The organism is Rhodococcus sp. IEGM 27 (genome assembly GCF_033142305.1).
Classification (GTDB): Bacteria; Actinomycetota; Actinomycetes; order Mycobacteriales; family Mycobacteriaceae; genus Rhodococcus_F; species Rhodococcus_F oxybenzonivorans.
The window spans coordinates 400678-421642 of record NZ_JAWLSG010000006.1; the positions used below are offsets into that span (position 1 = coordinate 400678).

A 20965-nucleotide genomic window follows, 5' to 3' on the forward strand; every position below is an offset into this window, starting at 1 on the left:
GCCGTGAGCCTTCTCGAATCTCGCACTCACACAACACTTTCTTCTCAGCAACGACGGTTCTCGATCGTCTGACCGAAAGTTGGATACTCCATGCCCACAACATCAACACTGACCACGCGTGCCATCTCGGTTGCCGGAGCGGCGGCCACTGCAGACCTTCTCGCGGCGGTGGTGTCGGCGTACGGCACCGTCGACAATCCCGATCTGATCGGTGAGGCAGCGGACATCGCGAAAACGCTGCCCGCCGAGGTCCGCGAGGCGTGCACCATGGAGCCGCGCGGACTCGGATTCCAGGTGCTGTCCGGGTTCGAGATCGACGATCGGGCAATCGGTCCCACCCCCGCGCGATGGAACGACGTGGATCCCCACCGAACGGCCGAGTGGGACGTGCTGATGCTGCTTCTCGCGCATGTCGTCGGCGCCCCCTTCGGGTGGTCCGGCCAGCAGGAGGGCCGGCTGGTCAACAACATCGTCCCGTCTCCGGGACACGAGACGGAACAGACGGGAGCGAGCAGTACCGTCCTGCTCGAACCGCACACCGAGGACGCATTCCACCCGGGCCGGTGCCACTTCCTTCTGCTCGGTGGGATGCGTAATCACGACCGGATCGGCACGACCATCTCCTCGATCCGGGAAGTGGAACTCGAACCCGCCGAGTTCGTCGAACTCGCGAGCGCCACGGTGCCGATCCTCCCGGACGCCTCCTACGAGACCAACCCGGCGGCTGGCGTGCCCACTGCGGTCCCCGGCGGCAATGCCCTTGCGCTGCCGACACTCTGGGTCGGCGAGGACGGGCTGTGCCTGCGCTACGACCCGGCCTACACACCACTCGACACGGCTCCCGAACGGTATCGGCGCGCCTACGCCCGACTGTCCAAGGAACTCGCACGCCATGCCCGCACGATCTCCCTCGACGCCGGGGAGGTGCTGATGATCGACAACGATGTCATCGTGCACGGGCGGGTTCCCTTCACACCCCGCTACGACGGCACGGACCGGTGGCTCAAGCGCATCAACGTGCGGGTCCCGGGCCGGCATCGACCCCCGGCCGAGGACTTCGAGGACGGGTACGGTGAGGACGTCGTCGACCCGTCGGGAGTTCATCCGATCTACTCCGTCAGGAGCGCGAGCCGATGAGCGCACCCCATCCGATCCTGACGCTGACGGCGAGCGATCTCGACAAGGTCGAGGTGTCTTCCGGTGAGGTGCTCGCCGCTGTCGAGCAGGCGTACAGCGCTCTGGCGGCGGGAGAGTCGACGAATCCCGGGAAGCTGACCGTCGCTCCCGCCGACAAACACTCGGTGGCCTACTCGATGCTCGCCCGAGACGGGCAGAGCTCCACCGTGGCTTTCAAGACCTCGTACAAGTTCGACCCGGACCGGGATCGTACGAGCAAGCGCTACTACACCACGCTGTCGCTGTACGACGACGCCACCGGACTCCCGATCGCCCTGATGGATTGCGGGCGCATCGGCGCCCTGCGTACGCCGGCCGTATCGGGGCTGATCATCCGGGCCTGCGCGGCACCGAGCGCGTCCACCGTCCTCGTCGTCGGTTCCGGAACGCAGGGGCGGTTCGCACTGCCATTGGCGCTCACCGCACACCCACAGTTCACCCACCTCGAACTCTTCGGCACACATCCGGACGGAATTGCTGCGGTCCGAGAAGAATTGGCTCGTCAGTACCCGGACCGCACGGTCACGGTCAGTACCGATCTCGAGGCGTCCGCCCGCCGGGCCGACGTGATCCTCGCTGTGGCCGGTGAAGCGACGCCCGCGCGGATCGAAGCCGACTGGCTCGTCCCTGGCGCGCTCTCCATCCTCGTCGGTTACGGTCTGTCGCCGTCGACCCTGTCGGGCGCGGATTATGTGGTGGCCACCAACGCCGAACAGATGCGTACCACCGGTACCGACATGGCCGGCCCGGACGGAGTCCTGCGTTCGGTGGATGCTGAACTGCCCGACATTCTGGCCGGCCGGGCGCTGCCCCGCCTTTCGGCGACGGACCGGGTATTCGCCTACAACAGCGGACTCGTGGTCACCGACATCGCGCTCGGGCTCCTGTTCGCACACAAGGCACGTGAGCAAGGCCTCGGCAGCCCGTTGGAGTTGTGGTCATGACCCGAAGCATCCTGCGGTCGGTGCGACTGCCGGCATTGACCACCCCCTGGACCGACACCGTCACCGCGGACCGGGCGCTGTTGCGCGCCCTCGTGCGGGGATTCGGCGGCGGGCCCGTGCATCTTCTCGACCCGGCACAATTTTCACACAACGCCCGCAGCTTCGCGGCCGTCTTCGACGAGGCAGGGGTGGACGGGACCGTCTACTTCGGGAAGAAGGCCAACAAGGCGAACGCCTTCGCCGATGCCGTCGCCGACCTCGTCACCACCGACCGCCGCGCCGGACGTTCGGGCACCTTCGGTATCGATGTGGCCAGCGCCGGGGAATTTCGTCAAGCCCTCGCGGCGGGGGTGCGGGGCAGCGACCTGTTGATCACCGGCCCCGCCAAGCCGGCCGAACTTCTCGCTCTGGCCGTGCGGCACGACGCCGTCGTCACCATCGATTCCCCGAGCGAGCTCCGGTCACTCGCCGACCTGTCCGACGGACTTGGCGTGCGGGTCCTTTTCCGTGTTCTTCCGCAGCCGGAAACCAGCCGATTCGGGATGAACGACGACGAATTGCGGTATGCCGAACAGCTTGCGCTCGATCGCTCGGCTGACGTGACGATGCTCGGGTACAGCTTCCACCTCTCCGGGTACAGCATTCCCGAGCGTCGTGATCAGGCCGGCCAGCTGGTCGAACGCCTCCGTGCCGCCCGCGCGCAGGGGCTCGCCGCCGGAACGATCAGCCTGGGGGGCGGGTACCCCATCAGTTATGTGCCGCAGGAGGACTGGCAGCGATTCACGGGCGAATCGGCCCACGCATTTCATGCCGGTAAGCGCTTCGACAGTTACTACCCGTACCACTCGGCGATCACCGGAGCGCACGCCTTGCGGGCCATCCTCACCGAACCCGCGCCGGGACGAAAATCGCTGGCCCAGTTCGGCCAGGACCACGGCATCTCGTTCTTCGCCGAACCGGGTCGCGCCCTGTTGGACCGCGCCGGGATCACCGTGTTCCCCGTGCTGGGAGTCAAGGAACGCGATCCCGGAATGATCGTCGTCAACGGCACGAGCCTGAGCCTGTCCGAACAGTGGTTCGACACCGAATTCCTCCCGGACCCTCAGTTGGTGTCCGCAACGACGCCTACCGAGGACCGCATCCCGTTCTTCGCGTCGGTCGGGGCCGCGACCTGTCTGGAATCGGACATGCTTACCTGGCGAGTGATCGAGTTCCCGCACCGACCCGCCCCAGGCGATTTCCTGGTGTACCACAACACCGCGGGCTACCAGATGGACTCGAACGAATCCGCGTTTCACGACACCCCCGTCCCGCCCAAGGTCGTCATCACACTCGTCGACGGCCGACCCGCCTGGGAACTCGACCGCCCCACCAGCAATTAGGAGAAGACAGTGGAGACCATTGCCACTACCGCCCGCGTCGTCAGCCGAGTGTCGGATCTGATCGGTTCCACTCCCCTGCTACAGCTGTGCACCCTCGAGAACGGGACACGCTATCTCCTCAAACTCGAGCAGTTCAATCCGACCGGGTCCATGAAAATCCGGATGGCGCGCCAGATGGTGATCGATGCCGAGGTCGCGGGGCTGCTGCGTCCCGGAGGCCACATCATCGAATCGACCTCGGGCAACACGGGACTGGGGCTGGCTGTGGTCGCGGCGGAACGCGGATACCGCTTCACCGCCGTCGTCGACAACCACGCCAGCGCCGAGAAGCTGCGTTCCATGCGGGCAATGGGCGCCCACTTGCACTTCGTCACCGAGGACGGCGAAACCGAGCTCGCCACCTCGGCCCGTGAGGACCTCGCCGAGCAGATGGCCGCGGCGGATCCAGACGGGTGGTTCCCCGAGCAACACAACAACCCGAGCAACGCCGTGGGCTACCGCGCCCTCGCCGCGGAGCTCCTCGACGACGCGGCCTCGCCGATCGACGCCTTGGTCTGCGCGGTCGGAACCGGCGGCTCGCTGTTCGGGACGGCGCGCGAACTGCGGCGGCTCGGGCAGTCGACCACCGTCATCGGTGTCGAACCCGTCGGATCCATCGCCTTCGGCGGACCCGGTGGGCCGTACCACCAGTCGGGCACCGGCACTCCTCCCGGAGCAACCATCGGAACCGCAGTCGATTACTCGCTTCTCGACCAGGGCGTCAAGGTGTCCGATGTCGACGCCTTCGCGACCGCTCGGGCTCTGGCCCGGCGGAACGGGCTCATGGTCGGTGGTTCGTCCGGTGGCGCCATCTTCGCCGCGCTCGATGTCCTCCCGACGCTGCCCGCCGGCAGCACCGTCGTCACGATCGTCTGCGACGGTGGCGAGAAGTACCTTGATACAGTCTTCGACGACGAATGGATGACACGCCACGAACTCCTCGACCTCACCGCCGAGCTGCGCGTGGACGAGAAGCTCGATGCGGCCGGAGTACCGGCAAGCCGGTCCGCCCGCGAGCAGTCGCCGATCGAGTACGCATGACACACGAAAGCACAGGAACCATCGCGCCCACACAGAGTTACCGGCAGACCAGTCGCGAACTCGCCTATCTCTCTGCGCCGATCGCCCTGACCCAGCTCGCGCAGGTGGCGCTCACCACCACCGACACCGTCATGATGGGCTTGATCAGCATCCAGGCCCTCGCGGCAGGCGGTCTGGCCATCACCTTGTTCAATCAGTTACGCACCATGGGCGTCGGGCTGGTGACAGCCGTCGGCAACCTCATCTCCGGGGCTGTCGGCCGCGGTGAGCGGACGGGCGACACCACACCCTCCGAGGCCACCGCGGAGGAGGTTCGCGACATCGTCCGGTCGAGCTTCCTCATCGCCACGGTCGCCGGAATCCTCGGCGGCATCCTGCTCGTCGGGCTCGGTTACGGTCTCCGGTTCGTCGGCCAGGACGCCGAGGTTCTCGACATGGCGTTGCCGATGCTCATCGCGCTCGCCCCGGGCCTGGTGCCGTGCTTGTGGTTCCAGGTGATCCGCCAGTTCACCGTCGGCATGCGGCGGCCCAAGGCGCTGCTCGTCATCACCATCCTGTCGGTGCTCTTCAACATCGCCCTCAACTGGGCCTTCATCTACGGCACCTTCGGGCTTCCCGCCCTCGGCCTGCCGGGCATCGGTGTCTCCACCTCGCTGGTGTACCTGCTGACCTTCGGGATCTTCGCGGCCATGGTGCGCCGCGACGACGTGCTGTCGCCAATGCTCAGCCTCGCCATGCACCGATCCCGGCCCGAGACCGTACGGACGATCCTCCGTCTCGGGGTCCCGATCGCCGGAACCTACGGCAGCGAGGCGGGTCTGTTCTCGGTGACCGCGGTGATCATCGGCAGCTTCGGCGCTCCCGCTCTGGCCGCCCATACCGTGGTCAACCAGCTCACCTACATTGTCTTCCAGGTGTCAGTGGGCATCTCGCACGGTTCGTCGATCCTGGTCAGTCGATTCGTCGGACTCGGTGAGGCGATCAAATCGCGTCTGACCGCCCGAGTCGCCTTCTCCCACGCGGCAATCGTCATCGCGGTCGTCGGTGTCGTGTATCTCCTGGCACCGACCTGGGTGCTGTCGCTGTTCATGGACACCTCGGACACCACGGCCGTGTCCATCGCGACGGTGCTCCTCGCGATCGCGATCTTCCAGCAGTTCGCCGACTCCGCGCAGAACATCGGTATCGGACTGCTGCGCGGGGTGGGCGATACGGCCTCGAGCTTCGGTATCACCCTCATCGGGTACTGGCTGGTGGGTTTGCCGGTCGGCCTTCTGTTCGCCTTCGGCTTCGGCCTCGACACGTACGGCATGTGGATTGGTCTTTCTTGCGGATTGCTGACCGCGGCGATCCTGTTGCTGCGCACGTTTCAGCAGCGTCTACGAACGATCGAGACTCAACCCGCTTCGTAGTCCGGAAGGACTAGAAAAGGGACTCCCACCAGGAATTTTCTTGGCAGATCTCTTGTTTTCACCTACGCCAGATGCTATAACGAATCTACAGCATCTGCTGCAGGTAACCTGTCACAACGAGAGGGTTTTCTGGAGGTGGACACGATGTTGATGCGCACAGATCCGTTCCGCGACCTCGACCGTTTGACCCAGTCGATCCTCGGTACCGCTGCCCGCCCGGCAGTGATGCCCATGGACGCCTGGCGAGAAGGTGAGAAGTTCATCGTCGAATTCGACCTGCCGGGAGTGGACGCCGATTCGCTGACCCTGGATGTCGAACGCAACGTTCTCACCGTGCACGCCGAACGGCCGAGTCGGGACGAAAACAAGGAAATGGTGGCGGCCGAACGGCCACGGGGCGTATTCAGCCGGCAACTGTTCCTCGGTGAGAACCTCGACACCGACCGGATCGAGGCTCGCTACGACGCCGGGGTGCTGACCCTGACCATCCCTGTCGCCGAGAAGGCCAAGCCGCGCAAGATCGAAATCGGTACCAACACAGAGAAGAAGGCAGTCAACGCCTGACCCTGACCGGGGAGGGGCGATCGCGATGACACCGGAAGCCACCAGTCCCTACATTTCGGAGCCGACCAACTGCGAGATTCGGTCGTGGTCGGAGATCGAGTACGAGTTGCTCGTCGCCGACTCCGACCGCCTCCTCGCCGAGGCGCTCACGCCGCAGGCCGTCGTCCTGCTCAGGTGGGTGACTGTGGGTACGACCGGATCGCCTCGCCCCCTCCCACTCCCGTCGGCACCCTGGACGCCGTCCGCGGCGCCGGTGCCGGAAATCCGCGCAAAGCAGCGCTCCCCTCCGACGTGACGAAGAGTTGGGAAGTGCGACGGCGGGCGGGTGGAGGTGACGGCAAGGAGATACGCCGATTATGAACACCCGCACCGACTTCTACGACATCCTCGGGCTGCCACGCAGCGCAACCCAGAGCGAGATCACCAGCGCGTACCGCCGTAGACTGCGGCAGTTTCACCCCGACACCCGCGAAGCCGCACTCGACACCCAGCCTTCGGACGAGTCGCTGCAACACTTACTGGCCGCATACGCCGTGCTCCGTGACCCGCTCCGTCGCGCCGAATACGACCGGCAGAGCCTGGTGGCGCCACCGCGTGCAGGGATCCCACCAACGATTATTCGCGTCCGCCACCACGCATCGAGCGACCCGACACCGATGTTCCGGGCCGGGCCGGTCCGGCGTCACCGTTGACGACTGCGCAGTAGCGAACGCCTGCCTGATCCGACCTGCCTGATCCAGCCCTGGGTGCGTGTTCCCCATCGAGATGGGTATTCGTCGCTCATGGCTTCGGACGGCGGTGGCCGGGCGTATCCGGAGGCAAGGTTTGTCGCCGGACATCTGATCGCGCTGGTCGCCGATCGAGACTACGCGGCGCTCTCTGCGGAGTTGTCCCCGCTTGTGCAGTCGCCCGGGAGTTCGCTGCCTGGGCCGGCCCTGTACGGCGATGTACTGACCTGGGTTGTCACCGCGCTTGCGGACGTGGTCGTCGCGCGCCTCGGCGAGGCGGCGGATGGAGAATCCTTCGTCCTCGAGGTCCGTACCACCGCCGGCCGTACGGTGGGTGCCGGCGATCTGCCTCCCGGACAGGGCCGGGTAGGCCGGTCGGTGCTGGCGTTGTTGGCCGACGATCGCGCCGCCGCCCGTGCGCAGCTCGCGGCGGCCGAACGCGAATCCGATCCAGCGGTGCGTGCCACCACTCTGGTCGAGGCCCTGATCTGGCTCAACGCCATGCTCGAGGCTGAGACGTCCACATTCCCCGACCTGCCGCCCCGGTGACGGCGAGATACCCTGCAGCATTTACTGTAGGTTTATTACAGTGTAGGTAGTTTTATCGGGTAAATCGAAGGCAGCGAGAATTCCGCTCCCGAGGAGGCGTTATGCCGAGGAAAATCCTTCCGAAATCCCGGCGCGGCCTCTACGGCATCTCCGTCGCCTCCGAACTGTCGGGCATCGCGGCCCAAACGCTGCGCTTCTACGAGCAGTACGGACTGGTCACCCCGGCACGCACCAGCGGAGGTAACCGCCGCTACAGCGACTACGACCTAGCACGCCTCCAGCGGGTCTCCGAGCTGATAGAGGCCGGCGTCAACCTGGCCGGAATCGGCCGGATTCTGGACCTCGAGCGACGAACCGAGAAACTTCAACGGGACAACACCCGCCTCGCTGCCGACAACGCACAGCTACGAGCAGAAAGGACACCGACCATGGACATCGACCTCTCCGATGCCGTTCCGGAAGCCGACCAGCTCGAAGAAGCACAACCCGCCGACCCCACCGATGCAGGGAGCCGCTCGATCGCCGACGAGCAGCCCGTGACTTCGCGGTCGTCGTGGGACGCTCCCGAGGCCGACAGACTCGAACAACAGCAGTCGGCAGCCCCAGTCGCCGAGCTGATACCGCCCACATCCGGCAGGTGGGACGCACCCGAGGCCGACGCGTGGGAACAGGCTTTCGCCGTGCCCATGGACGACGACCGAGAAGTCGCCGAAGAATAGGCCTCGACGCAGCAGAAAACTGCCGGATGAACAGCCTCGCCCACGGCCTCACGGCGTAGCGTCGAGACCATAGCCGCGACGAGGCGCCGTGTCAGGTCGACCAGTCCCGACACCCGTCGAGGAGGGCGAGATGACCGAGCAATCTATCGGGGGATTGCCGCTGACCGAGGTAACGCACGCCTTGGACGTCGTCACCGGAGCGCTGAATGCGCTGCGCGACGAGGCAGTCGCCTGTGAACCACTCGAGACGGCTTGGAGCGAGTGGCGCACACCGCCGTCACGGCACTCCCCGAGGCAGATGCCGCCAGCGTCACCCGCCTGGTCGATGGGGTCCCGGACACAGTTGCCACGACCGACGACGCTATCGCCGCCATCGACGAATGCCAGTACGCCGCGGGCCGCGGGCCGTGCCTACAAGCCGCCGAGACACGAGAGCCGGTTCGCGCGGTCGTCGGCCGACACCGAGAAGAATGGCCCGAATTCACCGCCGTAGCAGAGGCGGCCGGAATTCACGCCTACCTCTCGGTACCCGTACTCCTCGACGACCGAGCCCACCACTCCGAACTCATCGGATCTCTCAACGTGTACAGCTATCACACGGAAGCCTTCGACCCCTTCGACGAACAACTGGTGCGGCTGCTCACCACGGCGGTCTCTGCGGCCATCGCCAATGCACTCCGCTGGCAGCGCGCACACCACCAAGTCCTCCAGCTTCAGAATGCGCTGAGGTCACGCGCCGACATCGACCAGGCCAAAGGCGTACTGATGGCCATCCACGGAATCTCGAGCGACCAGGCATTCGAACGGCTCGCCAAGATCTCCCAACGCACCAACACGAAAGTTCACGAAGTAGCCCGGAACTTCATGCGCAACTTCACTGCGCCGTCGTTGTGATCGGCTCGGGTCGAGGCAGACAGTCAGGACTCCGGAGGGTCGACCACTGCACAGCACCGGTCGGGTCGCGGATCGAGTACGGCCCGCGCACTTGGTTCGGCGCTTCCGGCGATCATTCCCTCGACGAGCCGTAAGTTCAGCCCGCACACCACGTCCAGATGGTCCTGGGCGACGAGATGGAACGGGCAGTTGCGTAACTCGACTCGGCCGTCGTCAGCTACCTGAGGCAGGTAGCCGCAGCTTCGGAGCGCTGCGAGAAGATTGTGCCCGGACTCGGCGGCAGATCGCCGTCCGGCATCGAACGCCGCCTCGTTCACCGCGTTCCGAACGGCTCCGCCGGCATCCTGTTCCACCGAAGAGACGAGCAACCGGGCGAGCAGTTCGTAGTCCCGCGGCGGCACACTGACGGCCATCTCCTTCGTGGCCCGGGCATACAGCTTCGCAGGACGCCCGGCCCCAGGACCGCCCCGTCCGGCAGGCCGCTGGTAGCTGATTGTCAACAGGTCGGCATCGGCGAGCTTGTCGAGGTGATAGGCCGCGAGGGTTCGACCGATCTCGACGGCCGCCGCCGCTTCCTCGCGGGAAACCGGCGTGGCGCTTTCGGTGACGTACTCGTACAGCTTGCGCCGCAACGGATCGTCCAGATTACTCAGCGCCGCCAGAGCCGCCGGCGCAGCGGATCGGGCTGTGGACGACATGCCCCGACTCTATCACCAAGAACTATTGACAAATAGGTGCGCACGGGCGGATTCTAAAAACAGTTCCTATTACTTTTACAGAAGGATCAGTGATGAACGCCCCGACGCCACGCTCCTCGTCAGCAGTCCCTGAACATTCCCTCGGTGCCGCCGTGCAACGCGCACGCAGCGACCCTGCCTATGGCGCATTCCTGTTGCTACGCATCGGCTTCACCGTGCTGCCGATCATCATGGGCCTCGACAAGTTCACCAATCTGCTCACCACCTGGGAGAACTACCTGGCACCGTGGATCGTCGACATCGTCCCCCTCAGCGCCCACCAGACCATGCTGGTGGTCGGAGTGATCGAAATCGTCGCCGGGATCGCTGTCGCGATCAAACCGCGATACGCGGCCTATATCGTCGCCGCCTGGCTCGCCGGGATCATCGTCAACCTGCTGAGCTACCCGGGCTTCTACGACATCGCACTGCGCGACTTCGGCCTGATGCTCGCGGCAGCGACCCTCGGCCGACTGGCCCACGTGTACGACCCGGCGTGGCACCGACGCACTGCGCCGGCCACGAACTTCGCAGCCGCGTAACCGGACCCCCTCAGTTCCCCGTCCACTCGACGAGTCCCCGGCCCGTCGGGTGGACATCCCCACGGTCAGGCCGGAGTGTCTCCTCGATGCCTGGACTCGAGAACCCGGTTGAGCGGCCGCGTGGGGGTAACGGCGTCCGCGTCGGCGAACGGGTTGACCCGCCCGTCGCCGGACGCGGGTGTCACCGCGGGGTGCCTGCCGAGCGTCGCCATATCGACGACGACCATATTGTTATCGATCGGATCGCTGTTGCGGCCCAGCCCGTCGATGACGGTGCGATAGTCCCCGGCGTCGAGGAGACTTTGATAGCGCTGGTGAAAATGACCGTGCCACAATCGGTTCGGCCGTACACCGTCGACGATCTTCCGAAGTCGCTGCCGATTCTCTGCCGTCGCGCGCAACTCGTCGGGTGGCACACCGGCCTCACGACGAGCCGACCCGGGGACGGCTATTCCGGCGGGACAGTCATGGCAGAACATCACCTCGGCGCCACCAGCGGCGGTAATGGCGCCGACCTCGTCGGCGCTCAGGGCTTCCTGCGGCCACCACGAGGTGTGCGGGGTCCGCAGTATCTTGTCGAGCGAGCATGCCCCGCCCACCGCCAGGCACCGCAGCTGACCCCACTGCCAGCGCAGCCCCCGCGGCAGGTGGACGATGCGTTCCCGCAGGTACCGCAGTCCGTCGTCGGCGATCGGTTGTTGCAACAGCCAGTCGAAGTCCTCGTGATTGCCATCGACGAAGCCGAGGACCACGCCCTCCTCCGCGAGGGCGGCGTCGAGGCTATCGAGGTATGTGGGGCGGAACGTGTAACCGAAATCGCCGAGTTGGACGATCACATCGGCGGCGCGTGCTCCCGCACGGGCGATCGCGCCGACGGCGTAGTCGGTGTCGGCGTGCCAGTCCCCCGCGACCGCCACCCGCCTTGGGGTGGCCAGGAAGCTGTCCACAGCCCACCTCCGTTCCGGAAATCCCCATCATCGTGTAGGAGATACCCATTCCGCCGGCGTACCAACCTTGTACCGAACTGCAGCAAGCTAGGGCATCACCCGCGCCCGGGCCAGTGGGCGCGCGGATCGAATCCCGCCGCCTTCTCGGCCTTCTCGTAGGTGCGCAGCGCATCGACCGCATGCTGATCCAACCGGGACGGCACGGCGACCTCCACGGTCACCAGCAGATCTCCGGGTGGTCCGCTGCGGCGTGGTACGCCACGCTCGCGCAATCGGAACGTGCGACCGGTCGGAGTACCAGCCGGAATCTTCACGCTGACACGACCGTCGAGAGTGGGAACCGAGATCGTTGTGCCCAAAGCTAATTCGCTGAATGTCGCCGGTACCGTCACCGTCAGGTCGTCACCGGCGCGGGCGAACACAGGGTCGGGATCCACCTTCACATTCACGTACAGATCGCCCGACGGCGCGCCCCGCAGACCCGGCTCACCCTGTGCGGGAAGCCGGATTCGTTGCCCGTCACTCACCCCGGCGGGGATGCGCACCGAGATGGTGCGGGTGCGGTTCGCGACCCCGGCTCCGTGACAGTCCGAGCACGGAGAATCGACCACCGAGCCGGTGCCACGGCACTCGTCGCAGGCGTCACTGAACCCGAACCCGCCTTGGTTCCGGTTGAGCACGCCGGAACCACCGCAGTAGGGACACCGACGCGGATGAGTTCCTGGACGAGAACCGCTGCCATGACAGGTGGTACACACCGTCGGTCCACTGATGCGCAAGGGTACGACCGCACCGTTGACCGCATCCCGGAAGGATAGATGCGTCTCTGTCTCGATATCGCGACCCCGCCGTGGGCGCGTCCGGGTGGTCTGTCGGCGACTCCGGAACAGATCACCGAACACGTCACTCATCGAGCCGGCATCGGCAGTCGTGAAGTGCGATCCGTTCCCGAAAAGATCGCCGAGGTCGAAATCGCTCATACGCGAGGTGCCGGTCGGGCCTGGGCGGAATCCCGTATTACCGAACATTCCTGCCTTGTACAGCCGCCGCGTCTCGTCGTACTCCTTACGTTTGGCAGGGTCCGACAGCACGGCGTGCGCCTCACTGACCGACTTGAACCGTTCCTCGGCGCAGGAGTCGTTCGGATTGGCGTCCGGATGCAGTTCGCGGGCCAACTTCCGGTACGCCTTCTTGATCTCGTCCGCCGACGCACCAGAGGGGACGCCCAAATCGGCGTAGAAGTCCCGCTCCAACCATTCCTGCTGCGTCACCGGGCATCCTCCTTTCACAGTGCCTACGATCGGTGAGCGTCCACCACGGTGACCATCGCCGTCCGTAACACTTTGCGGTCACCGAATTTGTAGCCGCGACGCAGCACACTTCCCACGACGAGCTCGTGCCCGTCGCCCTCGTGCTGAACTGCCTCGTGCAGAGTCGGATCGAACGGATCGCCCTCCTCGCCGAATGCGGCCACCCCCAGGTCCGCGAGCGTGGCCCGGATCTTGGACGAGATAGCGCGTAGTGGTCCGTGCTCGAGGTCGCCGTGGCTGCGTGCCCGGTCGAGGTCGTCGAGGATTCCGAGGAACTTCTCCGCTATGGAAGCCTTCGTGATCTCGGCGGTGACCTGCCGATCGCGTTCGACCCGCCGCCGGTAGTTCGCGAACTCGGCCTGCAGTCGTTGCAGATCGGCGGTCAGCTCCGCCACTCGATCCTCGTCGGGCGCGCCCGTCCTCCCACCGGCGGCGGACTGGCTCCGACCGCCGGCGACCGGGGGTTGCGAGGGCGTGTGCTCTCGAACCTGCCCGGTCTCCGGATCGACCCGGCGTTTATCGGTGATCGAAATCGGTTCTCGCGGTGGTTGTTTCCCGTTGGTGCGCTCAGTGCTCATCGCGCATCCTCCCTCCCGGGTTCGTCCACCACCTCCGCATCGAACACCTGCTCGGATCCATCGGACCCCGTGGTCCCGTCGCCGCCGGGCGCGCCGCCCTGCTGCGCCTGGGTGTCGTACAGTGCCTGACCCAAGGACTGGGACTCCGTGGCCAGCTTCTCGACCGCGGACTTGACCGCACCGATGTCGGTGCCGGCCAGAGCATCCTGCACTTCCTTGATCGCCGACCGCACCTTGCCCTTGACGTCATCGGGAACCTTGTCCTCGTTGTCCTTGATGAACTTCTCGGTCTGGTACACCAGCGACTCGGCCTGATTCCGCGTTTCGGCCTCCTCGCGCCGTCGGGAGTCTTCGGCAGCGTGCGCCTCCGCATCCTTGATCATCCGGTCGATTTCTTCCTTGGACAGACCGGAGCCCTCCTGGATCCTGATCGTGTTCTCCTTGCCGGTGCCCTTGTCCTTCGCCGTCACGTGCACGATGCCGTTGGCATCGATGTCGAAGGTCACCTCGATCTGCGGCACCCCGCGCGGAGCCGGCGGAATACCCGCCAACTCGAACGAGCCGAGCAGCTTGTTGTGCGAGGCGATCTCGCGCTCGCCCTGGAACACCTGAATCTGCACCGACGGCTGGTTGTCGTCGGCCGTGGTGAAGGTCTCGGACCGCTTGGTCGGGATGGTGGTGTTGCGCTCGATGAGCTTGGTCATCACCCCACCCTTGGTCTCGATACCGAGCGAGAGCGGCGTGACGTCGAGAAGCAGCACGTCCTTGACCTCGCCCTTGAGGACACCAGCCTGCAGGGCAGCGCCCACCGCGACGACCTCGTCCGGATTCACACCCTTGTTCGGTTCCTTACCGCCGGTGAGCTCCCGGACCAGGTCGGAGACGGCGGGCATGCGGGTGGAACCACCGACGAGCACGACGTGGTCGATGTCCTTGACCGCAATACCGCTGTCCCTGATCACCGATTGGAACGGGGCGCGGGTGCGGTCGAGCAGATCGGAGGTGATCTTCTGGAACTCGCTGCGCGAGAGCTGCTCGTCGAGGAACAGCGGGTTCTTGTCCGCGTCGACGGTGATGTAGGGCAGGTTGATCGAGGTGCTCTGCGAAGAGCTCAGCTCGATCTTCGCCTTCTCCGCCGCCTCACGCAGGCGCTGCAGCGCCATCTTGTCCTTGGTCAGATCGATGCCGTTCTGCGCCTTGAACTTGTCGACCAGCCAGTCGACGATGCGCTGGTCCCAGTCGTCACCACCGAGGTGGTTGTCACCGGAGGTGGCGCGAACCTCGACGACACCCTCGCCGATGTCGAGCAGTGAGACGTCGAAGGTGCCGCCACCGAGGTCGAACACCAGGATGGTCTGTTCCTTGTCGCCCTTGTCGAGGCCGTAGGCGAGTGCCGCGGCGGTGGGCTCGTTGATGATGCGCAGCACGTTCAGGCCGGCGATCTGGCCGGCTTCCTTCGTGGCCTGACGCTGGGCGTCTTCGAAGTAGGCGGGGACGGTGATCACGGCGTCCGTGATGTCCTCGCCCAGATACGATTCGGCGTCACGCTTGAGCTTCATCAGAACCCGGGCACTGATTTCTTGCGCTGTGTACTTCTTGCCGTCGATCTCCACCGTCCACGGCGTGCCGATCTCGCGTTTGACCGACCGCACCGTCCGGCTGACGTTGGTGACCGCCTGGTTCTTGGCGGGCTGGCCGACCAGCACCTCACCGTTCTTGGCGAACGCGACCACCGAGGGCGTGGTCCGGGACCCTTCCGAGTTGGCAACCACCACCGGGTCGCCACCCTCGAGCACTGACACGACCGAGTTGGTTGTACCGAGGTCGATACCGACCGCGCGTGCCATTTTTCCTCCTCAGTTATGGAAAGACTGCGTGTTTCAGAGTTGAGCCTGTTGGACTCAATTTTCCGACTCCAGAGCTGGTCAGTCAAGGTTTCCGGCCCTGCCGAGTCAGCCCGAGGTGATCTCTATCCGTCGGGCCCGCTCAGGCTCAGCCTTCCCGATTTCGACGCGCAGCACCCCGTCCTCGAGCGAAGCGGCGACCTTGTCGCCGTCGACCTCACGCGGCAGGGTCGCCCGGTAGCGGAACTGGCCGGTGCGTCGGGTCTGATGGCGGATCAGGCCGACACGCTTGCGTTCGGTGATCTCACCCTCAATCGACAGCTCGTTACCGCTCAGGTTCACGTCGATGTTCTCGCGGGGAACGCCGGGCACGACGGCTTCGACCACGTAGGAGTCGGCAGTTTCCTCCACGGTCACGGCCGGGGTCCATGAGTCCCAGATGCGGAAGGGGCCCGACTGTGCCACATCGGCATGTCGGCGAATTGGCGATGCCATCGTCCTCGACCTCCTCGTCCACGAGTCAATGCGAAGCGTGTGCAAAGTTGAGCGCATCACACTCAGGTTTTATTCCCCTCCGGCCCGGAAACTCGCTCGACGTACGCCTTCATTTCCATCCGACCGACCACCGAAGGGGGCTCATGCTGCTTCGTCCGGGCTCCGCCTATCCCCTGGGGGCGACGTACGACGGGTCGGGCACGAACTTCGCACTGTTCAGTGAAGTCGCCGAACGGGTGGAGTTGTGCCTGTTCGACACCGCCTGCACCGAAACGAGGATCGAACTCGTCGAGTTGGACGGCTTCATCTGGCATGCCTTCCTCCCGGGCGTCGAACCCGGCCAGCGCTACGGGTACCGCGTGCACGGGCCCTTCGATCCGGCCGCGGGAGCCCGGTGCAACCCGAACAAGCTTCTGCTCGGCCCCTACGCCAAGGCGATCGACGGGCGGTTCGACTGGAATCAGTCACTGTTCGGCTACGACTTCGGCTTCCCCGACAGCCGGAACGACGAGGACTCCGCGGCGCACATGCCGATATCTGTGGTGATCAACCCCTTCTTCGATGGGGGCACCGATCGCCTCCACGGCATGCCTACGCGGACACCGTCCTCTATGAGGCCCACGTCAAAGGGCTCACAGCGCTGCATCCGGCCGTACCGGAGGAAATGAGAGGCAGCTACGCGGCCCTCGGACACCCGGCCGTCCTAGGACATCTCCGCAACCTCGGGGTGACCGCACTCGAGCTGATGCCGGTCCACCACTTCGCCGACGACGCGCTTCTGCAGGAGCGCGGACTATCCAACTACTGGGGCTACAACACCATTGGCTTCTTCGCGCCCGACGCCAAGTACGCGATGAGCAGATCACCGGCAGGCCAGGTCCAGGAATTCAAGGCGATGGTCCGGGCCGTCCACCAGGCGGGGATCGAGGTCATCCTCGACGTCGTCTACAACCACACCGCCGAAGGCAACCACCTCGGTCCGACCCTCGGCTTCCGCGGGGTCGACAACGCCGCCTACTACCGTCTCGTGGACGACGACCGGCGGTACTACATGGATTACACCGGAACCGGAAACACCCTCAACGTGCGTCACCCGCACGCGCCGCAACTCCTGATGGACTCACTCCGATATTGGGTACTGGAAATGCACGTCGACGGCTTCCGCTTCGATCTCGCCGCCTCACTCGCGCGCGATTTCTACGAGGTCGATCGGCTGGCGAGTTTCTTCGAGCTCGTGCAGCAAGACCCGGTAATCAGCCAGGTGAAGCTGATCGCCGAACCGTGGGACCTCGGTCCCGGCGGGTACCAGGTGGGCAACTTCCCACCCCAGTGGACCTAATGGAACGGCCGCTACCGCGACACCGTCCGCGACTTCTGGCGGGGCGAGCCCGGGACGCTCGGCGAGTTCGCGTCCCGCATTACCGGCTCCGCCGACCTGTACGAGCACACCCGTCGACGGCCGGTCGCCTCGATCAACTTCGTCACCGCCCACGACGGATTCACGCTCCGCGACCTGGTCAGCTACAACCACAAACACAATGACGCCACGGCGAGAACAACAACGACGGTGAGAGCCACAACCGCTCCTGGAACTGTGGCGCGGAGGGCCCGACAACCGACCCGGAGATACTCGCGCTCCGCGCGCAGCAGAGCCGGAACTTCCTCGCCACTCTCCTGCTGTCGCAGGGTGTGCCCATGCTCAGCCACGGTGATGAACTGGGCCGCAACCAAAAGGCAACAACAACGCCTACTGCCAGGACAACGCCATCACCTGGGTCGACTGGGCCGCAACCGACGAGGACCTCCTCGCGTTCACCCGGCGGCTCGCGCAGCTACGCACCCAGCACCCAGTGTTCCGCCGGAGACGGTTCTTCGAAGGCCGCCCCGTGCAACGACGGCGCGACCACCTCCCCGACATCGCCTGGCCGCGCCCGGACGGAAGCGAGATGACCGAGCAGGACTGGCCGACTTCGGTCGTGCCGTAGGAATCTTCCTCAACGGCAACGCCATTCCCGACCCCGACGACTACGGGTTACCCGTCACCGACGACTCGTTCCTGCTGTACCTCAGCGCTCATCACGACAGCATCACCTTTCCACTGCCGTCGATCGAGTACGGAAAGTCCTGGGGGCTCGTCGTCGACACCCGACTGCCCGAGGCCGAACAGCCGAAGGCGATATTCCTCGCCGGAGCCGACATCGAGGTGCCCACGCGCAGTGTTACTGCTCAGGCGAACCGACTGAACCGGGCCCGCACTGTCGGTCCTACCTCGCCAACCGGAAACCTCCGACCTGATTGCCATTGAGGTACGTGGTGCCGGTGTAGGAGCCGTCCCCGTTGGCCACCATCGTGTCAGTGAGGAATCCGAGACCCGAGGGGCCGTAATCGATGACGGTTCTGCCCGCCGCATCTTCGTAGTAGTTGCCGCTCAGTCCACTGAGACCGAACACGAAATTGTTGGTGACCGTGCCGTTCCGGAAGGTCTTGCCCTTCCAGATCAGTCCGCCTCCGGGCGCGTCAGTGGTTCCCTGATAGGTCCCGTCCGGGACAGGTTCCGCGGCAGCGGTACCCGCTCCGACGAGGATGATGCCGGCCGACAGTACGGCCGCGGCGATGCCTGCTGCGAATTTGCGCATAGTTTCTCCTGAGCGTGTAGGGACCCGACTCGACGGACCGCTTACCCACCTTCGGCGCCCCACACACAGGTTCATCCGCGCCCACCACGAGGCTCCTCGGGAGGAAATGTCACACGAGCGGCGATAATGTCTTCCGCAAGTGCGGTGATCCTGCGCTCCTCGGCGAAGGCCATCGCCCGCAGCCGGGAGATCGCATCAGCCGGCGAGATACGTAACTGGCTCGCCATCATGCCCGCCGCGACATGCACATTGCCGTGGGGGAACAACGCCGGATCCGTCCAGACCGACGGGTAGCGAGTGGGGTCGAGCTCCTCGAGCACGGTCGGACCGAGCATCGCGGCGCAGCCCTCGGCGGCGCGGTACTGGGCACCGTCGAGCGTCCGGGGCTTGTCGCTGTACAGCTCGAGGACACCGACTCGTCCCCCGTTCCACAGTCCGAGCGGAAAGGCGTAGATGCCGCGGACCCCGAGCGCGACCAGCTCCGGCGCGAACGCCGGCCACCGCGCCGATACGGCGGGATCGGCCATATCGGCATGAAGCTCGGGCCTGTGGGAGCGGTACGCGGCGAGGCACGGCCCCTCGCCCAGGGTGAACTGCAATTCGTCGAGGCGCTCGGCGGTCGAGTTGGTGGCGTACACCAGGTCACGAGTGGTGTCACCAGCGAACACGGCGATTGCCGACCCATCCACGCCTACCGCGTCCAGGCACCCCTCGCACAATGCACGGGTGCGGCCGAGCAACATCAGCGCAGGATCGTCGTTGCGGTGAGCTGGATCCTCTCCGTGCGTCATTTCTCCAGCGTGCCCCGGCACACTGTCGGGCAAACGCCCTACCTCCCATCAGGCCGACTCGTCGTACGCGACGGGTTGGTCCCCGATAATCGGATCGACGACGTCCGACATCGGTATCGGGAGAGGCGGTGCGATCGACTTGTAGCGGTGCCCGGTCGGGGTGAGGAAGTCGTACGCGTGTACCTCCCCCTGCCGCCGCTTCGCTGTGGCCGCGTGCCAGCCGACAGCCTGCTTCGCGTAATTGCATGCCGCACACAATCCTGCCCCGTTCTCGAGCGACGTCGGCCCGCCCTTGTGCCACGACCTGATGTGGTCGTGGTGCCGGATCGGCGCATCACACCAGGGCGTGCGGCACGTGCGGTCGCGCAGGTCGATCATGCGCGCCAGCCCCATTGGGAACTTCCGCGCCTGCGACTCCACCGCGGTGAGCGCCCCCGACTCCGGGCACGCGTACACCCTCCGCAGCAACATCATTGGCTCGGCAGACGGAGCTGCGCCCGTGGTCTCGCGACCTCCAGCTGCATCACGACTCCCGGTCTCGCGACCTCCGGCTGCCTCGCCACCTCCGGCTGCCTCGCCACCTACACCCTTGCCGACCCATTCCCGAGCCAGTGCGGCGGGCACGGGGCCGTACCCCTGCAGGTGCGCCGGCTCGGACCCGCCGGCGAGCAGGGTGTGGTCGGACATCACCAGATTCACCGTGACCGCACATCCCGAAGCGGCACCGGCGCCGGTGACCCGTTCGAAGAGCAGGTCCGCCATGATCTGACCTCGACCCCGCCCGTCCCCGGCTGCGATGAGAGCGGCTGCGTCCCGCGACAACGTCGTCTGCACCGCGACACCCTGCTTTACCGGCAACAAGGCGCTCACATACGCCATCGTGTCCGGTGCCGGACGGCAGGAGACCCGCCGATCGGATTGGGCCTGCCGGGCGCGGCGCACCACCGCTGCCGCGTCCACCTCTGCAGCCCATGCTCGGGCCTTGGCCGCGACCGCACGGTCCCCGAGACCGTCCAAAGTGGCCGGATCTTCACACAATTGGCGGTCCAGGGCTGTCCGGTCTTCCCGGGACAGGCAGGCCGTCTCCTTGACGAGCAACGTCGCTCGCCATTCACTGAGCAGTCCGCGTTCGAGCAACCGCAGAGTGAAGGGCATTTCGTGTACCAACGCCGTCGCCATGCCCAGGTGCCGGTTCCCTCGCCAAGGTGAGTCCCGTCGCGCGAGTCCCACCTGCGCCGCGATTCCCCGCCCGCGCTGCGACACAGGGACTTTCGCCGACCCGGCTGCTTCCTGTTGCGAGGAAGCGAAATCCGCGGTTACCCGAGCCTGAGCCCCCGCACAGGCCGCTTTCAATTCTTCCAACGCCCGCAGTAGATCGACCCGCACACCATCATCACAGTGGCGCTCGACGACGCGCAAGCGGTCCACCACCGCGCGCACGTCAGCGACACCGACCGTCCCGGCGTCGCGTGCATCAACTGAATTCCCACCCGCCATCGAACCCCCCAATTCGAACGTATGTTCTACCTTAGCCCTCCCATCGATCCCACCGCAAGCCCTGTCGACTTTGCGGCATGATTTGCCGGCTGTTAGCCTTGCGGCCGCGGTTGAGCATGCAGCCCCGGGACGGAGCCCGC

The 20965-nt window shown here is 65.7% G+C and carries 21 protein-coding genes and 1 pseudogene; 13 read left to right on the forward strand and 9 right to left on the reverse strand.

All coding sequences use genetic code 11. The features are described 5' to 3' along the window. Positions 1–90: 90 nt before the first annotated feature. The 11 genes from R4P95_RS22725 (at position 91) to R4P95_RS22775 (ending at position 9448) form a co-directional block, all read left to right on the forward strand. Entirely contained in the window at positions 91–1137 is a 1047-nt protein-coding gene (locus R4P95_RS22725) for a TauD/TfdA family dioxygenase (protein WP_317745356.1), read from the forward strand. After that, on the forward strand, positions 1134–2120 hold the full coding sequence (locus tag R4P95_RS22730) for an ornithine cyclodeaminase family protein (RefSeq protein WP_317745357.1): 987 nt from the start codon (positions 1134–1136) through the stop codon (positions 2118–2120). Before R4P95_RS22725 ends, R4P95_RS22730 begins: the two co-directional genes overlap by 4 nt. Further along, positions 2117–3502 carry an alanine racemase gene (locus R4P95_RS22735; protein WP_317745358.1) on the forward strand — a complete coding sequence of 462 codons (1386 nt, stop codon included), beginning with the start codon at positions 2117–2119 and terminating at the stop codon, positions 3500–3502. Before R4P95_RS22730 ends, R4P95_RS22735 begins: the two co-directional genes overlap by 4 nt. Positions 3503–3511: 9 nt before the next feature. Continuing rightward, positions 3512–4582 (forward strand): PLP-dependent cysteine synthase family protein, encoded by a 1071-nt coding sequence (locus R4P95_RS22740; protein WP_249354123.1) that lies wholly within the window; start codon positions 3512–3514, stop codon positions 4580–4582. Next, the gene (locus R4P95_RS22745; RefSeq protein ID WP_317745359.1) at positions 4579–5994 is read left to right on the forward strand and encodes an MATE family efflux transporter; all 1416 of its coding nucleotides are present in this window, start codon (positions 4579–4581) and stop codon (positions 5992–5994) included. The genes R4P95_RS22740 and R4P95_RS22745 overlap by 4 nt, the downstream gene beginning before the upstream one ends. Before the next feature lie 144 nt (positions 5995–6138). Beyond that, positions 6139–6558: an Hsp20/alpha crystallin family protein gene (locus tag R4P95_RS22750; protein ID WP_109334788.1), complete on the forward strand. Its 420-nt coding sequence runs from the start codon at positions 6139–6141 to the stop codon at positions 6556–6558. Between the two features lie 25 nt (positions 6559–6583). Continuing rightward, positions 6584–6853: a hypothetical protein gene (locus R4P95_RS22755; protein WP_317745360.1), complete on the forward strand. Its 270-nt coding sequence runs from the start codon at positions 6584–6586 to the stop codon at positions 6851–6853. A gap of 61 nt (positions 6854–6914) precedes the next feature. After that, complete coding sequence (locus R4P95_RS22760; protein ID WP_317745361.1) at positions 6915–7250, forward strand: J domain-containing protein; 336 nt, start codon at positions 6915–6917, stop codon at positions 7248–7250. Between the two features lie 90 nt (positions 7251–7340). Then, positions 7341–7835 (forward strand): hypothetical protein, encoded by a 495-nt coding sequence (locus tag R4P95_RS22765; protein ID WP_213574929.1) that lies wholly within the window; start codon positions 7341–7343, stop codon positions 7833–7835. A gap of 101 nt (positions 7836–7936) precedes the next feature. Next, positions 7937–8554, forward strand: coding sequence for a helix-turn-helix transcriptional regulator (locus tag R4P95_RS33650; RefSeq protein ID WP_397517700.1), 618 nt, complete (start codon positions 7937–7939; stop codon positions 8552–8554). Between the two features lie 261 nt (positions 8555–8815). After that, positions 8816–9448 carry a GAF and ANTAR domain-containing protein gene (locus tag R4P95_RS22775; RefSeq protein ID WP_317745362.1) on the forward strand — a complete coding sequence of 211 codons (633 nt, stop codon included), beginning with the start codon at positions 8816–8818 and terminating at the stop codon, positions 9446–9448. Between the two features lie 23 nt (positions 9449–9471). Here the strand turns inward: R4P95_RS22775 and R4P95_RS22780 are convergent, their stop codons facing one another. After that, on the reverse strand, positions 9472–10146 hold the full coding sequence (locus tag R4P95_RS22780; RefSeq protein ID WP_317745363.1) for a helix-turn-helix transcriptional regulator: 675 nt from the start codon (positions 10144–10146) through the stop codon (positions 9472–9474). Between the two features lie 92 nt (positions 10147–10238). On the opposite strand from R4P95_RS22780, the gene R4P95_RS22785 reads away from it, so the two are divergent. Beyond that, positions 10239–10727, forward strand: a complete 489-nt coding sequence (locus R4P95_RS22785; RefSeq protein WP_317745364.1) for a DoxX family protein — start codon at positions 10239–10241, stop codon at positions 10725–10727. Between the two features lie 65 nt (positions 10728–10792). Here the strand turns inward: R4P95_RS22785 and R4P95_RS22790 are convergent, their stop codons facing one another. From R4P95_RS22790 to R4P95_RS22810, 5 genes are all read right to left on the reverse strand, one after another. Continuing rightward, complete coding sequence (locus R4P95_RS22790) at positions 10793–11674, reverse strand: metallophosphatase (RefSeq protein ID WP_317745365.1); 882 nt, start codon at positions 11672–11674, stop codon at positions 10793–10795. Positions 11675–11769: 95 nt separating this feature from the next. Next, positions 11770–12945, reverse strand: coding sequence for a molecular chaperone DnaJ (dnaJ, locus tag R4P95_RS22795; RefSeq protein ID WP_317745366.1), 1176 nt, complete (start codon positions 12943–12945; stop codon positions 11770–11772). A gap of 23 nt (positions 12946–12968) precedes the next feature. Next, positions 12969–13562 (reverse strand): nucleotide exchange factor GrpE, encoded by a 594-nt coding sequence (gene grpE, locus R4P95_RS22800; RefSeq protein ID WP_317745367.1) that lies wholly within the window; start codon positions 13560–13562, stop codon positions 12969–12971. Continuing rightward, positions 13559–15409: a molecular chaperone DnaK gene (gene dnaK / locus R4P95_RS22805; protein WP_317745368.1), complete on the reverse strand. Its 1851-nt coding sequence runs from the start codon at positions 15407–15409 to the stop codon at positions 13559–13561. The genes grpE and dnaK overlap by 4 nt, the downstream gene beginning before the upstream one ends. Before the next feature lie 105 nt (positions 15410–15514). Next, a complete protein-coding gene (locus R4P95_RS22810) occupies positions 15515–15901 on the reverse strand; it encodes an Hsp20/alpha crystallin family protein (RefSeq protein WP_317745369.1) in 387 nt (128 codons plus the stop codon). Between the two features lie 143 nt (positions 15902–16044). Here R4P95_RS22810 and glgX point away from each other — a divergent pair. Then, positions 16045–18206: pseudogene (glgX, locus tag R4P95_RS22815) on the forward strand (glycogen debranching protein GlgX). Here glgX and R4P95_RS22820 read toward each other — a convergent pair. The 3 genes from R4P95_RS22820 to R4P95_RS22830 form a co-directional block, all read right to left on the reverse strand. Continuing rightward, the gene (locus R4P95_RS22820) at positions 18166–18537 is read right to left on the reverse strand and encodes a hypothetical protein (RefSeq protein WP_317745370.1); all 372 of its coding nucleotides are present in this window, start codon (positions 18535–18537) and stop codon (positions 18166–18168) included. The pseudogene glgX and the gene R4P95_RS22820 overlap by 41 nt on opposite strands. A gap of 71 nt (positions 18538–18608) precedes the next feature. Beyond that, positions 18609–19328: a GAF and ANTAR domain-containing protein gene (locus R4P95_RS22825; RefSeq protein WP_317745371.1), complete on the reverse strand. Its 720-nt coding sequence runs from the start codon at positions 19326–19328 to the stop codon at positions 18609–18611. A gap of 48 nt (positions 19329–19376) precedes the next feature. Then, positions 19377–20825, reverse strand: a complete 1449-nt coding sequence (locus R4P95_RS22830) for an HNH endonuclease signature motif containing protein (protein ID WP_317745372.1) — start codon at positions 20823–20825, stop codon at positions 19377–19379. Positions 20826–20965 lie beyond the last annotated feature (140 nt).

Bases quoted from the DNA above. Each gene is read 5' to 3' on its own strand.
- R4P95_RS22765 (WP_213574929.1), top strand. From the start codon at position 7,341: ATGGCTTCGGACGGCGGTGGCCGGGCGTATCCGGAGGCAAGGTTTGTC.
- R4P95_RS22755 (WP_317745360.1), top strand. From the start codon at position 6,584: ATGACACCGGAAGCCACCAGTCCCTACATTTCGGAGCCGACCAACTGC.
- R4P95_RS22820 (WP_317745370.1), bottom strand. From the start codon at position 18,537: ATGCGCAAATTCGCAGCAGGCATCGCCGCGGCCGTACTGTCGGCCGGC.
- dnaK (WP_317745368.1), bottom strand. From the start codon at position 15,409: ATGGCACGCGCGGTCGGTATCGACCTCGGTACAACCAACTCGGTCGTG.
- R4P95_RS22785 (WP_317745364.1), top strand. From the start codon at position 10,239: ATGAACGCCCCGACGCCACGCTCCTCGTCAGCAGTCCCTGAACATTCC.
- R4P95_RS22730 (WP_317745357.1), top strand. From the start codon at position 1,134: ATGAGCGCACCCCATCCGATCCTGACGCTGACGGCGAGCGATCTCGAC.
- R4P95_RS22810 (WP_317745369.1), bottom strand. From the start codon at position 15,901: ATGGCATCGCCAATTCGCCGACATGCCGATGTGGCACAGTCGGGCCCC.
- R4P95_RS22830 (WP_317745372.1), bottom strand. From the start codon at position 20,825: ATGGCGGGTGGGAATTCAGTTGATGCACGCGACGCCGGGACGGTCGGT.
- R4P95_RS22760 (WP_317745361.1), top strand. From the start codon at position 6,915: ATGAACACCCGCACCGACTTCTACGACATCCTCGGGCTGCCACGCAGC.
- R4P95_RS22780 (WP_317745363.1), bottom strand. From the start codon at position 10,146: ATGTCGTCCACAGCCCGATCCGCTGCGCCGGCGGCTCTGGCGGCGCTG.
- grpE (WP_317745367.1), bottom strand. From the start codon at position 13,562: ATGAGCACTGAGCGCACCAACGGGAAACAACCACCGCGAGAACCGATT.
- R4P95_RS22745 (WP_317745359.1), top strand. From the start codon at position 4,579: ATGACACACGAAAGCACAGGAACCATCGCGCCCACACAGAGTTACCGG.
- R4P95_RS22725 (WP_317745356.1), top strand. From the start codon at position 91: ATGCCCACAACATCAACACTGACCACGCGTGCCATCTCGGTTGCCGGA.
- R4P95_RS22825 (WP_317745371.1), bottom strand. From the start codon at position 19,328: ATGACGCACGGAGAGGATCCAGCTCACCGCAACGACGATCCTGCGCTG.
- R4P95_RS22735 (WP_317745358.1), top strand. From the start codon at position 2,117: ATGACCCGAAGCATCCTGCGGTCGGTGCGACTGCCGGCATTGACCACC.
- R4P95_RS22750 (WP_109334788.1), top strand. From the start codon at position 6,139: ATGTTGATGCGCACAGATCCGTTCCGCGACCTCGACCGTTTGACCCAG.
- R4P95_RS33650 (WP_397517700.1), top strand. From the start codon at position 7,937: ATGCCGAGGAAAATCCTTCCGAAATCCCGGCGCGGCCTCTACGGCATC.